This is a genomic window from Robbsia betulipollinis (genome assembly GCF_026624755.1).
Classification (GTDB): Bacteria; Pseudomonadota; Gammaproteobacteria; order Burkholderiales; family Burkholderiaceae; genus Robbsia; species Robbsia betulipollinis.
The window spans coordinates 60,000-72,610 of sequence record NZ_JAPMXC010000011.1; the positions used below are offsets into that span (position 1 = coordinate 60,000).

Sequence of the window (12,611 nt, forward strand, 5' to 3'; positions counted from 1 at the left end):
GCTCAGGCGCGCTGACGGGGCGCTTCCGCGCGCCTCCCCGGCACGCGGCGCCGTGCGCAGGAAACGCGCAGCGCCTGCGCCGCGGCCGGCCAGCCGCGCTGGCGCGACCAGATGATGCCGACATCCATCGTCGGCACGTTTTCCGCGAGCGGCCGCCGGACGATCCGCGCGCCTTCGAGCGACCACGACCGGTAGACCAGGTCCGACAGAATCGTCACGCCGCTGCCCAGCGCCACCATGCTGCGAATCCCCTCGATCGATTTGCTCTGGAACCGTATCGACGGCGTCAGCCCGTGCTGCGTCCAATAGCGGCTCGCCGTCTGGACATGCTCGTCCATGTCGAGCATCGGGAAGGCATGTCGGACAACCTCGGCGAGCGTCACGCGCTCCACGACGGCCAGCGGGTGGCCGGCCGAAATCGTGTCCGTCAGGCGGGTCCTGACGCTGCTGACCTGGCCCGCGGCGACATTGCCGTTCGTACCGGCCATCCGGTAAGCGCGCGCTCCAGCCGCGCAAGCCCGCGCCGCGGCCCGGCCCGCCCCATTCATGCCAGAAGACGCGCGGCCTTGCCCTGGGCTGCCAGGCGCATGACCGCCTTCTTGTCGAATGACGCGAACGCTTCACCGCCCAGCCATCGCCCCTCATACGCAATCACGCCGTCGGCGAAGTCCCCTCCCGCATCCAGCAGTGCAAGCCCGGCTTCGACGGCGGGAAGATTCACCACGACATTGGCGGCCTGGGTTAGGCGTCGAATGGCTTCGGCAATCTCATCGGAGGCAACCTTGTAACCCCTTGAAAGTACCCATACCAGTTCGCATAGCGATGGCAGTGCGATCGCGACAAGGTCGGCCGCCGCCAGTTCCGCTTGTGCAAGCGCGCTTTGCTCTTCGTCGTCGCCGATCATTGCGCGCACAAGGACGTTCGTGTCGGCCGTGATCTTCATCGCTCGCCGGCCCAGCCCTTCGCCGCCACGTCGTTCATGTCATCGATCGACAGCGCGGGCCGGTTCTCTCTTTTCAGGAGATTGAAAACCGCACTGATTGGCTCGCTGGCATGTACGGCGCTTACCACCACCCTGCCATCGGGCAGCTTATCGACCGAAATACGCTGGCCTGCCCGAACGCCCAGATGGTCGAGAACATCCTTACGCAAGGTAACCTGTCCTTTCGATGTCACGGTCAATGTACCCATCGATTCCCCCGAAAAATTCATTGTAAGGCATTTTAGCCTTACAATGAATTTACCGCAATCCAGCTGGTACCGGCCCCCACGGGGAACCGCAACATGTCCTCAGCCAAAATGAAAATCGGACCCGTGCCATAGGCAACGGGTCCGACCTCGATACCGGAGTTTCCGGCATCGCCTCACATGCGCGGCGGGCGCAACTTCAATAACGATCCGATCCGCCCTTCGCCACCAGCATGCCCAGCGCGAATGCCGCCAGGCCCACGACGGCCAGCGTCGCGAGGGGATTCTCGGCAGTCGTGCCGCGCAGCTGTTCGGCCGCCTGACCATAGACTTCCTGCGCCTTGCCACCCAGCTGCTGCGCCTTGCCACTCAACTGACGTGCCTTGCCGGCCAGCTGCGTGCTCGCATCGCCCGCAAAGTCACCCACGGTGTCCTGCACCTTGCCCACGGTATCCTGCACCTTGCCTGCCACGTTTTGCGCCATGCCCGTTACTGTTTTGCTGTCCATGCGAAGCTCCTTTTTGGAATTTTTTGAAAAGACGACGCAGCTCCCGCAGGCCCACGCCGCCGATCGTTCTTACGCTTGCCGCCTGCCGCGATCGCGAGATCAGTGCAGGAAGAAATACAGGATCACCAGGACGATAACCGGTACGCCGAGCAGCCAGCCGATGAAATAAGGCATTTTGTTCTCCTTCAGACCTGTTTTGAATTCAATGCTGCGGATCGATCAACGGATCCGATCGCCCGTGGCGACGGTGCGGGCACGGCCGTTCGCCAGATCGGTGTCGTTCAGTGCACCGCCACCGCCTTCCTCGAACGGGGGCTGGTGACGAAAGCCCATGCTGCCCGAGACGATCGAGATGATCAGACCCACGATCAGTGCCGCGAACGAATACCACGAAGCACGTGCCACGCTGCGTGCCGCCGTATCGGCCGTCTGACGCGTGTCCTGGTCCGCCTGCGGGCTCGAAGCTTCCGAGGCGGCCGAGGCCACTGCGCTCTGCACCTGCTGCGTGATCGATGCGGCCGTCGAATTATTGGTCAGCGACGGGTCGTTCGATGCCACCGTGGCGCTCGTTGCCGCCACGCTGCCCGCGGCGCTGATCGCGCTGCCCACCAACGACGTCATGCCGAAAGCCACGACGAGGATCATCACCGCCCAGGCCAGCAAGCCGTGCAGCCATCCCAGCACGGGCGCGCAACGGCCCGCGAAGTACGAACCCACCAGTACGGCAATGACGGTCGTGACGATCACCCACACGCCCGAGCCGAAGCCGAAGTGGTGCATGGGGTTTTGCTGGGTGAGAGGCGAGATCAGCGAGGCGCCGACCGCCATGCCGAGGACGCTGAGGATGACGTAGGCGATCAGCGAGAGAATGACCCCGGCGATCACGGCACCCCACGACACGCGTGGGAGTCCATCTTGGGTAGTGAGCAGGCGCATTATTTTCGACGTCCAGTTTTTAAGTATTCGATTACCGCGCGGCGGCGGTTCCGGGCACACCCCTTTTCCAAGCACGTTCCGTACCTGCCTGGCGCGATAAGACGCGACGCAACGCGATCTGCGCTTGATCCACGGTCCGAATCATGCCATCTCGAACAGCGATGGCGGCACGCCGGCCACCTGTTTTCAGCGAAACCCGACTTTGCCGGATCGTCTAGCCACATACGCACTGGTTGTCCTCAAGGTTTTACGGTAGCGGTCGTTAAGAAGGGTCAATAAACAATTCGACCGATTGCCATGTGGTTTCTCAAAAATAAACATCAGTCCGTCCATGCCGACGAACTCGCTGCGTTGCGCGAGTTGCGGGAACGAGCCGAACAAGAGAAACAGGTTTTGCATGACGAAATTACCCATCTCCAAAACCGTTTCGACCTGGTCCGCAGCGCCACGACCGACGGTTTATGGGACATGGTCGTCAACCAGGATGATCCGGGCAACGAAAACAACCCCTTCTGGTGGTCCGATCAGTTTCGGGCACTTCTCGGTTTCAAGAACGACAGGGATTTTCCGAATGTGCTGGGCAGCTGGTCGCGCCGGCTTCATCCCGACGATCACGGTCCGACGATGGCGGCGTTCGCCCGGCATCTGAACGACCGCAGCGGCCGCACGCCGTACCGCGTGACCTATCGTCTGAAGTGCAGCGACAACCAGTACCGCACATTCGAGGCGCGCGGCGAAACGCTGCGCGACGCCGAGGGCCGGCCGCTTCAGGTGGCGGGTTCCCTGACGAACATCGATACGCATCTGCAACGCGACGAAGAACTGAACAAGACGCTGATCCGCTTCGAGCTGTCGCGCGAATTGCTCAGCGACGGTCTATGGGATCTGGAAATCGTGGCTGGCGATCCGATCAATCCGCGCAATGCGTTCTGGTGGTCGCAGCAGTTCCGGCGTCTGCTGGGGTTCGAGACGGAAGCGGAGTTTCCCAATGTCCTCGACGCGTGGGCGTCGCGCCTGCACCCCGACGACAAGGACAAGGCGCTCGACGCATTCGTCGCGCACCTCACGGACCATAGCGGCAACACGCCGTACGATGTCGATTACCGCTGTTGCTGCAAGGATGGTGAATACCGCTGGTTCCGGGCACGCGGTCAGACGCGGCGCGATGCGAAGGGCCATCCCCTGCGCGCGGTCGGCGCGTTAAGCGATATCCACGCGATGAAGGTCGCGGAAGCCGCGAGCCTGCAACAGGCCAGCTATCAGCGTCAGCTCGAAAGCAGCATCGGCGACATTTCCACGATCGTCGGCACGATCGACATGATCGCCCGGCAGACGAATCTGATCGCGCTGAACGCAGCCGTCGAGGCCGCACGCGCGGGTCCTGCCGGCCGCGGGTTTTCGGTTATCGCCTCGGAGATCCGCCAATTGTCGACGCGGACCACCGAAGCGACCCGGAATATCGTGCACATCCAGACAGCGCTCTCCTCCCACTGACCCCGAGGCGGCGTGGCGTCTTGCCCATGCCGCGCTGCATGTCAGCCTCAGGTCGCGCGACCCGCGCGCCGGGCGGCCACCTTGCCGAGCACCGCGAAGTCCTTGTCGCCATCGCCATGCGCCAGCGCGTCGATCAGACTGTCGCGCACGACGCTCGCCACCGGCAACGGCGTGTCCACCGCTTCCGCCGCCGCCAGCGCCAGGCGCACATCCTTCAGGCCGAGACGCGCCTTGAACAGCGCCGGCTCGTAGCGCTGATCGGCGATCATCCGGCCGTAGCCCTGGTAGACCGGACCGGGGAACAAGGTATTCGAAATCACGTCCAGGAATGCATGCGGGTCGATGTCATGGCCCGACATCAACGCCGCCGCCTCGCCGGTGGTCTCGATCGCCGCGGCCAGCATGAAGTTCGCGCCCAGCTTGAACACGTTCGCCTTGTACGCCTCGGTACCCACGCGCCAGGTCTTCTGACCGATGACGTCGAACACCGGCTGCACGCGCGCGATGGCCTCGTCCGGCCCCGCCGCCACGATATTGAGTTTGCCCGCCGCCGCCACGTCCGGGCGGCCCAGCACCGGCGCGGCCACGTAGGCCAGCCCCTGCGCGGCATGCAGGGCGGCGAGCTCCTGGCCGAGCGCGACGGAGATCGTCGCCATATTGACGTGGATCGTGCCCCGCGGCGCCTGCTTCAGCAGTCCGCTGTCGATCAGTACCGCACGCAGCGCCGCATCGTCGGCCAGCATCGAGAACACCGCGTCGCCCGCGAACGCCTCGGCGGCCGTCGCCACCACCGTCGCTCCGGCCTCGGCCAGTGCCCGGGCCGGACCGGGAGAGCGGTTCCAGACGCGCACCGCATGGCCCGCCTTGAGGGCATTCATCGCCATCGCGGCGCCCATGCTGCCCAATCCTATGAAGCCGATATCCATGATGTCTTCCTGTGTCATTACCTGTGTGGGGAGCGCGCGCAGTGCGCGCGGCGGAACGGCGCTAGGCGAACCGGATCACCCACGCGTCGCCATCGGGCACGACGCTCAGGCCGCGCATGTCGTGTACATAGCCACGCGGGCCCAGTGCATCGATCTGCGCCGTGGACAGCGTCGACACGATCGCGACAACCTGGGCGCCGGCAGCCAGCCCGGCCTGGATGCCCGCGGTCGAATCTTCGAAAACCGCGGCCTGTCCGGGCGCCGCGTTCAATGCGCGGGCGCCTTGCAGAAAACCGTCCGGCGCCGGCTTGCCGCGCACGATATCGTCCCCGGTGATCAACAGGGGCGGCACCGGCAACCCCGCGGCACGCAGGCGATTCTGGGCCAGCACCCGGTCGGCCGAGGTCACCACCGCCCAGCGCTCGGGTGGCAGCGACGCAAGAAACGCCCCCGCGCCGGGAATTTCGACCACGCCCTCGACGTCGTCGCGCTCGCGTTGCGACAGTGCCGCGGCGTCGGCCTCGATATCGGTACCCGGGGGCGCCAGCGCCCGCACCGAATCGATCACCCGTCGCCCCTGGCATTCATGCAGCACGCGCGCCACGTCGAGACCACGGCGCTCGGCCCAATCGGTATACGCCCGGACCATCGGCGCATGGGAATCGAGCAGCGTCCCGTCCATGTCGAACAGGAAGCAGGAAACGCGGATCTGGGTCTGGGTCAGAAGCATGAGCGGGCCAAGGAAGCCAATGGAGAAGGAGATTCGATCTTATCATTCGACTTCGCCCCCCACCTGGAACGCACGATGACGCCGACCCTGCGCACGATGTCCCTCGACGACTACGACGCCCTGATCGATCTGCTGCGGCGCACGCCCGGCGTAACGTTTCGCGACGCGGATTCGCGCGAGGCGACGGGCCGCTATCTCGCGCGCAACCCGGATCTCAGCTTCCTTGCGTATTGCGAGGGAGCGTTGGCGGGCTGCGTCATGTCGGGCCACGACGGGCGGCGCGGCTATCTGCAGCACCTGGCGGTGCTGCCCGCCTTCCGGCGGCGCGGGATCGCGAACGCGCTGGTCGACCGTTGCCTGTCCGAACTCGAACGGCTCGGCATCCAGAAATGTCATATCGACGTGCTGCGCGGCAATCCCTCCGGTGCGGCGTACTGGGAAAGCCAGGGCTGGCAACTGCGCACCGATATTCACCGCTACTCGCTGACGCGGCACGGGGGCGCGGACGCCTAGGTCATCGGCCCGCGTTCCGGGTTACGGCGCGATGCCGGCGCATGGCCCGCGCGGCCCACGCCAGCATCCTGCGCGGCAGGGCGGGCATGGCCGCCGAGGCGATGCCCAGCGTCACGGCGCCCGCCTCCCCACTCGCCCGCCCACTCGCGCCGCCACCCATGCCCGTGCCTGCACCCGTGCGAATGTCGACCCAGGCATCGCACGGCATCCGGTACGCCGCGCCTTCGTCCAGCAGGATCGTCGTGGGCGTCACGACGCCCGGCAGCCAGTCGAGCGCGGCGTCGCGGTACGTCAGCCGCAGCGGCCCGTCCCGCGCCAGCAGAAGCGTCTGCCGGCGCAGGCCAAAACCCCGGATCTGGCCCGGAAGGAGGCGGTATGTGCCGTCGTGCATGGTCGATTTCCTCTGTCTGTGGCGCCGCATGCCACGCATCGCGCCTGGCACTCTAGAGTAAGGACGACGGCGGCGGCGCAACAGACACACATCGCGTCGCTTTGTGACGCAACAGATCGCTTTTCCGGACGCTGTTCCGGTAGCGGTCGCGCGCATCTGTATCTGGCGCGCGCCGTGCGATACAGGCATGATCCGCCACATGCACTCCGCCGCAGAAGATTCCCGCGCCAGCCTGCCGATGACGGGGGCGCCGCTGTACCAGCGACTCGCCGAACACTATCGCCACGTCATCCGGACCGGAACGCTCGCGCCGGGTGAACGCATGCCCTCGGTGCGTGCGCTGATGCGCCAGCACCATGTCAGTCTGTCGACGGCCCTGCAGACCTTTCGCCATCTCGAGGACGCAGGCTGGCTCGAAGCCCGGCCGCGCTCGGGCTATTTCGTACGATTGGCGCCGACGTCCCGTCTGCCCGGCGCGAGCGAGCCGGACATGCGCGTCGCCCCGGCCGCGGCACGCTATGTCGGGCTGCACGAACGGATCTCCAGCGTCATCGAACGGGCCCACGCCGCGCCCGATGCGCTGAACCTCGGGGGTGCGACGGCGGCGGCCAGCCTCTACCCCGGCGCCGCGCTACAGGCGCTCGCCGTCAAGCTATTGCGCCACCATCCGACCTTGCTCACCGATACCGGCGGCGAAGGCCATTGCCCCGCTTTTCGCCAGGCGCTGGCGCACCGGGCCATGTCCTGCGGGGTGGTGGTCGCACCGCAGGACATCATCGTGACCAATGGCGCGGTCGAGGCGATGAGCCTCGCATTACGCGCGGTGGCGCAGTCCGGCGACACGATCGCGATCGAGTCACCGGCGTTTTTCGGATTGCTTCAGTTGCTGGAAAGCCTGGGGCTGCGCGCATTGGAGATTCCGACAAGCCCCACGACCGGGATCTCGCTGGAGGCGCTCGATACCGCGCTGTCGGCGTACGGCAACGTCAAGGCGGTGGTGGTCGTGCCGCATCTGCAGAATCCGCTGGGCAGCGTCATGCCCGATGCGCGCAAAGCCGGGCTCGTCACGCTGTGCCGGCGCCATGGCATCGCCATCGTCGAGGACGAGCCGTACCGGGAATTGCTCGAACACGCGGAGCATGTGCAACCCGTCAAGGCCTGGGACCGCGACGGCAGCGTGATCTATTGCGTCTCGCTGAACAAGATCCTCGCGCCCGGCATGCGCCTGGGCTGGATGGACGCGGGACGCTGGAGCGCACGCGTCAGGATGCTGAAATACGCCCAGACCCGGCACGGCGATGTGCTGACGCAGCGCGTCGCGGCCGAGTTCATCGGCTCCGGCGCCTACGACCGGCATCTGCATCGCCTGCGCGCGCGGCTGCGCGTCCAGCGCGACGCCACCGCCGACGCGATCGCGCGCCATTTTCCGGCCGGCACGCGGCTGGGTGTGCCGCCGGCCGGTTTGCTGCTGTGGGTCGAACTCGCCGACGGACATTCATCGGAGCACTTGTTTCATGCGGCGCTGCGCGAAGGCATCCGCATCGCCCCGGGCACGATCTTCTCGAACTCGGGACGTTTCGATGCGTTTCTGCGGCTGAGCTGTGCCCAGCCCTTCGATCGCGACCTCGACGACGCGCTGCGCCGTCTCGGCCGGCTCGCGCGTCACGGATAAGCCGTCGGACCTGCCGAGCGCTTCTCCAGGGCAGCCATTCCCGCGCCGGGCGTCCCTGCGACAGGAACGCCCGACGCATCGCGCTCATTCGCCCGTGCTTTTCTGCGCGGCGTGGCGCTGCGCGTCGCCGCCCTGCCGCGCCGGCAGGGTCGCGCGCACCTTGGCGACCTGGGCCGCCGTCACCGCGCCGCCCCGGTTGCCCCAGCCCGCGCGCACGAAGGTCGCGAGTTGCGCGGCCTCGTCGTCCGAGAGCCGGTAGGCGAAGCCCGGCATCGGCAGGTGTTCCGGCCCGAGCGGCGTGGAAGGCGTCACCGCGCCGCCGAGGATGGTGCGGATCAGACCGGTCGGGTCCTGCGCATTGATCAGCGAATTGCCCGCCGTCGCCGGGAAGACCCGCGGCGCGCCGTTGCCGGTGACGGTGTGGCAGCCCGCGCAGTTGTCGAGGTACAGCCGCTGCCCCAGCGTCAGGGACGTGGCCGCCGTCAGCGTCTTGCGCGTCGCCTCGCGCGCCGCGGCGTCCACCGCCGGCGTCGCCGTCGCCGTGTCGACCTTCAGCGACTTCAAGTAGGCCGCGATGGCGTGCCGGTCGGCCGGCGTCATGTGCGACGTGCTGTTCTGCACGACCGCCGTCATCTCGCCGTTGACGGCGCCATGCACATTGCGCCCCGATCCCAGGTAATCGACGATCTCGTCGGTGGACCAGCTCGCCACGCCGCCGCTGGCCGCCCCGCCGGCGTCGCCACGCAATTGCGGCGCCCACCAGTCGTTCAGGTTCGTGCCGCCGAGATAGCCGGCGCTGCCATCGTCGAGCGCTTTTTCCTGCATGGCGATGCCGCGGGCGGTATGGCAACTGCCGCAATGCCCGAGCCCCTCGACCAGATAGGCGCCCCGATTCACCTCGGCGCTGCGCGCCGGATCCGGCTGGAACACGCCCGGATGCATGAAGGCCCAGTCCCACATGCCCAGACCGAAGCGCATGTTGAACGGGAAATGCAGGCGGGTGGGCGTCGGCTTGAGCGCGACCGGCGCCACGCCCTTCATGAAATAGACGTACAGATCGTGCACATCGGCATCGGTCAGCTTGCTGTACGACGGATACGGCATCGCCGGGTACAGATTGCTGCCGTCAGCACGCTTGCCTTCGCGCAGCGCGGCGCCGAATTGCGCTTCGGTATAGGCGCCGATGCCATTCTGCGCATCCGGCGTGATGTTCGTCGACCAGATCGTGCCCAGCGGACTTTCGATCGCCAGGCCACCGGCGAACGGCTTGCCGTGCACGGCGGTGTGACACGCGATGCAGTCGCCCGCGCGCGCCAGATACGCGCCCCGCGCGACGGCGGCCTGATCGCCGCTCGCGGCGGCAGCCGGTGTCGGAGTCGACGCCGAACTTGCGGCGGCCGATGCCGCGGCGGCCGATGCCGCGGCGGCCGATGCCGGCGCCGCATCCGTCGCCGCGCCCGCGGCGGAGACCGCCAGCAGCATGCCCAGCAGCGCGCCGCCAACCACACTCGCGCGGGACCCCATCGTCGTTTTATGCTTCATGTGATCCCTTGCTTATACCTGGACCAGCGGCCCGGGATTCTTCAGATATTGTTCGAGGATCGCCTTGACCGACCAATAGGTCAGCGCGCCGATCATGCCGGTCGGATTGTTCTGGAAATTCTGCGGGAAGGCATTGCCGCCCGGCACGAAGACGTTGTGCACGTCCCAGCTCTGCAGATAGCGGTTCAGCGCCGATGTCGCCGGGTCGGTCCCCATGACGGCCCCGCCGACGTTGTGCGTCGAGACATAGGCCGTCGTCTTGAAATGCGCGTCCGGCTTGATCACCGTGTCGTCGAGCACGTCCGGCTTCAATTCCTTGGCGATCGTCCGCAGCTTTTCGCCCATGAACTGGGCGGTTTTCAATTCGTTCGGCTGCCAGTCGTAGGTCATGCGCAGCAGCGGCTGGCCGTAGGGGTCCTTGTAGGTCGGATCGAGATCGAGGAACACGCCGCGATACGACATGTTCGTCAGGCTCATCGACAAGGCCATGTGGTGACCGTAGTTCTGCTTCAGCGACGCCTTCCAGCCCGCGCCCCATTTCGGCGTGCCGCTGGGCAGCGGATGCTTCATCGGCGAGCCGGTGGGCTGCGAGCCGTGCAGCTTGGCGCCGCCGATGAAACCCAGTGCGGTGCTGTCGAAGGTCCCCGGCGAGAAGTCGTTGAACATCTTGCCGGTGGTCCCCGCCGCCACGAAGGGGTTGAATTCGAGATCCTTGAAATACAGATGCATGCCGCTGCCCATCTGCCAGGAATAGTTGCGACCGACCACGCCCGTGTTCGCCACCGGGTCATAGGGTTTGCCGATGCCCGAGAGCAGCATCAGCCGCACGTTGTTGAGCGCGAACGACGCCAGCACGACGATCTTCGCGGGCTGGAACACCTCCTGGCCGGCGGCATCGATATACGTCACGCCCTTGGCGGTTTTCTTGTCGTCATGCAGATCGACGCGGATCACATTGCTGTTGACCCGGTATTCGTAGTTCGGCAGCAGCTTGACCGCATCGAGAATCGTCGTCTGCGGCGAGGCCTTCGAAAAATTCACGCAGGCGTAGAAGCTGCAAAAGCCGCAGTAGTTGCAGGGCCCGAGCTGCATGCCGTACGGATTCGTCCAGGGCCGCGACACCGCCGCGGACGGATTCGGAAACGGATGGTAGCCCAGGTTGCGGGCCGCCTTCTCGAACATCGCGCTGCTGAGGCTGTCCTCCAGCGGCGGCAGCGGATAGGGGTTCGAACGCGCGCCCTCGAACGGGTCGCCGCCGTCGATGATCTTGCCGCGCACATTGCCCGCCTGCCCCGAGAGTCCGCAGACCTTTTCGAAGAAATCGAAATGCGGTTCGAGTTCGTCGTACGTGACGCCGAAATCCTGGATCTGCATGTCCGCCGGCAGTTGGCCCTTGGCGTAGTGCTCGCGGGCGAACGTGCCCAGCGCCAGATCGGTCGGCCGGGGACGCATCAACTGCCCGGTCCAGTGCAGGCCCGCGCCGCCCACGCCGTCGCCGGGCAGGAAGGCGCCCAGCACCCGGTTTGGCAGCGCGACCTGGTCGATGTTCTGCCGTACCGTCACCGCCGACTGCTTCGGCCGCTGCATCAGTTTGTGCCGCACGCCGAACTGCAGTTCATCGGCCGCTTTCGGGTAGGCGAAGTCCGCATTGGTGCGATCGTCGCCGCGCTCCAGCGCCACGACCTTCAGTCCCGCTTTCGCCAGTTCGATGCTCATGATCGAGCCGGTCCAGCCGAGCCCGACGATCACGACGTCGACCGGATCCTTGTTGATAGCCATCATGTTTCCTGTTTCCGCGGGTGACGGGCCGGGAGGGCGCGCGCGATGCGATATGCAAAGCGCGCCCCCGCCGCCCGTGGGCGTCCGCTACCGATTATCGGGAGAATGTCGAAAAGAAACGCAACCGCGCGACGCGGAGCGCGCGGCCGGTCGCGACGACCGTTGCGCACGTCCGGCCGGGATCAGCCGCGCCGGCCGGCGAGATCCACGGGTCCGAGTGGATAGGGCACGTTGTGCTGATCGATCCATTCGGTATAGCTCGCGCGCGCGCCGGGGAAGCCGATCATCTTCCACGACCCCATCGCGCGATTGCCGCCATGGATCGGATCGGCGAGATAGCCTTCCTTGGTGTTTTGCAGCAGGAACGAGAAGAACGCCGACGCCTTCATCTGCGGTTCGCCGAATTGCGCGAAGTCGATCTTGTCGTGTTCGAGCGCCGTGAGCACCTGGTCGCGCGCGGCCGCATCGAGCGCGTCGAACGCCTTCTGATGGGACTGCTGACAGTATTTCGACGTCGCGGCGATGCCCTTGCGGTACACCTCGCGCGGCGTGTAGGGCAACTGGTAGCCGGCCGCGGAGGGTGCATGGGGATCGAACGGACCCTCCATGTACCAGTCTTCCGCCGCGCCGAATCCGCCCTTCAATTCCAGGTCGATGAACACCGGCACATTGGTTTCCAGCGCGCCGGGGCCGTCGGCGTTGGCGGGAATCAGCCGATCGCAGGCCGCCTTGATGAAGGTCCATTCGGCTGCGTCGAAGAAAACCGGTGCATAGCTTTCCAGCGGCGGCGCGTTGGGCTGATCGGCGAAGGCCGAATGCAGCACCGTTCCCCCGAGACTGACGATGGGAATGAACGCGGCGGATTGCCGGAGGAAATGGCGGCGTTTTTCGTTGGTATGGGCGGACACGGTAGGTGGGGTCGGTACAGCATG

General features: G+C 66.2%; 14 protein-coding genes. 3 read left to right on the forward strand and 11 right to left on the reverse strand.

Translation table 11 applies throughout. The annotated features are described in order from the left end of the window. Nucleotides 1-2: 2 nt before the first annotated feature. From OVY01_RS21275 to OVY01_RS21295, 5 genes are all read right to left on the reverse strand, one after another. Nucleotides 3-488: a LysR substrate-binding domain-containing protein gene (locus OVY01_RS21275; protein ID WP_349293547.1), complete on the reverse strand. Its 486-nt coding sequence runs from the start codon at nucleotides 486-488 to the stop codon at nucleotides 3-5. 56 nt (nucleotides 489-544) lie between these two features. Beyond that, nucleotides 545-943 (reverse strand): type II toxin-antitoxin system VapC family toxin, encoded by a 399-nt coding sequence (locus tag OVY01_RS21280; protein ID WP_267849609.1) that lies wholly within the window; start codon nucleotides 941-943, stop codon nucleotides 545-547. Continuing rightward, nucleotides 940-1,191, reverse strand: a complete 252-nt coding sequence (locus OVY01_RS21285; RefSeq protein ID WP_267849610.1) for an AbrB/MazE/SpoVT family DNA-binding domain-containing protein — start codon at nucleotides 1,189-1,191, stop codon at nucleotides 940-942. Before OVY01_RS21285 ends, OVY01_RS21280 begins: the two co-directional genes overlap by 4 nt. 196 nt (nucleotides 1,192-1,387) lie before the next feature. Beyond that, a complete protein-coding gene (locus tag OVY01_RS21290; protein ID WP_432422293.1) occupies nucleotides 1,388-1,696 on the reverse strand; it encodes a CsbD family protein in 309 nt (102 codons plus the stop codon). A 219-nt stretch (nucleotides 1,697-1,915) separates the two neighbouring features. Next, nucleotides 1,916-2,632 carry a hypothetical protein gene (locus OVY01_RS21295; protein WP_267849611.1) on the reverse strand — a complete coding sequence of 239 codons (717 nt, stop codon included), beginning with the start codon at nucleotides 2,630-2,632 and terminating at the stop codon, nucleotides 1,916-1,918. Between the two features lie 393 nt (nucleotides 2,633-3,025). Here OVY01_RS21295 and OVY01_RS21300 point away from each other — a divergent pair, with 393 nt between their 5' ends. Beyond that, nucleotides 3,026-4,126, forward strand: coding sequence for a methyl-accepting chemotaxis protein (locus OVY01_RS21300; protein WP_284700964.1), 1,101 nt, complete (start codon nucleotides 3,026-3,028; stop codon nucleotides 4,124-4,126). Between the two features lie 47 nt (nucleotides 4,127-4,173). On the opposite strand, the gene OVY01_RS21310 is transcribed toward OVY01_RS21300, so the two are convergent. Both OVY01_RS21310 and OVY01_RS21315 read right to left on the reverse strand, forming a co-directional pair. Further along, the gene (locus tag OVY01_RS21310) at nucleotides 4,174-5,052 is read right to left on the reverse strand and encodes an NAD(P)-dependent oxidoreductase (protein ID WP_267849664.1); all 879 of its coding nucleotides are present in this window, start codon (nucleotides 5,050-5,052) and stop codon (nucleotides 4,174-4,176) included. A 61-nt stretch (nucleotides 5,053-5,113) separates the two neighbouring features. Next, complete coding sequence (locus tag OVY01_RS21315) at nucleotides 5,114-5,782, reverse strand: HAD-IA family hydrolase (protein ID WP_267849612.1); 669 nt, start codon at nucleotides 5,780-5,782, stop codon at nucleotides 5,114-5,116. Between the two features lie 75 nt (nucleotides 5,783-5,857). On the opposite strand from OVY01_RS21315, the gene OVY01_RS21320 reads away from it, so the two are divergent. After that, the gene (locus OVY01_RS21320) at nucleotides 5,858-6,295 is read left to right on the forward strand and encodes a GNAT family N-acetyltransferase (protein WP_267849613.1); all 438 of its coding nucleotides are present in this window, start codon (nucleotides 5,858-5,860) and stop codon (nucleotides 6,293-6,295) included. Nucleotide 6,296: 1 nt separating this feature from the next. Here the strand turns inward: OVY01_RS21320 and OVY01_RS21325 are convergent, their stop codons facing one another. Further along, the gene (locus tag OVY01_RS21325) at nucleotides 6,297-6,686 is read right to left on the reverse strand and encodes a hypothetical protein (RefSeq protein WP_267849614.1); all 390 of its coding nucleotides are present in this window, start codon (nucleotides 6,684-6,686) and stop codon (nucleotides 6,297-6,299) included. 199 nt (nucleotides 6,687-6,885) lie between these two features. Here OVY01_RS21325 and OVY01_RS21330 point away from each other — a divergent pair, with 199 nt between their 5' ends. Then, on the forward strand, nucleotides 6,886-8,358 hold the full coding sequence (locus tag OVY01_RS21330; RefSeq protein ID WP_267849615.1) for an aminotransferase-like domain-containing protein: 1,473 nt from the start codon (nucleotides 6,886-6,888) through the stop codon (nucleotides 8,356-8,358). A gap of 84 nt (nucleotides 8,359-8,442) precedes the next feature. Here the strand turns inward: OVY01_RS21330 and OVY01_RS21335 are convergent, their stop codons facing one another. The 3 genes from OVY01_RS21335 to OVY01_RS21345 form a co-directional block, all read right to left on the reverse strand. Next, on the reverse strand, nucleotides 8,443-9,900 hold the full coding sequence (locus OVY01_RS21335) for a c-type cytochrome (protein ID WP_267849616.1): 1,458 nt from the start codon (nucleotides 9,898-9,900) through the stop codon (nucleotides 8,443-8,445). A 12-nt stretch (nucleotides 9,901-9,912) separates the two neighbouring features. Beyond that, nucleotides 9,913-11,679: a GMC family oxidoreductase gene (locus OVY01_RS21340; protein WP_267849617.1), complete on the reverse strand. Its 1,767-nt coding sequence runs from the start codon at nucleotides 11,677-11,679 to the stop codon at nucleotides 9,913-9,915. 182 nt (nucleotides 11,680-11,861) lie between these two features. After that, nucleotides 11,862-12,587, reverse strand: coding sequence for a gluconate 2-dehydrogenase subunit 3 family protein (locus tag OVY01_RS21345; protein ID WP_267849618.1), 726 nt, complete (start codon nucleotides 12,585-12,587; stop codon nucleotides 11,862-11,864). Nucleotides 12,588-12,611 lie beyond the last annotated feature (24 nt).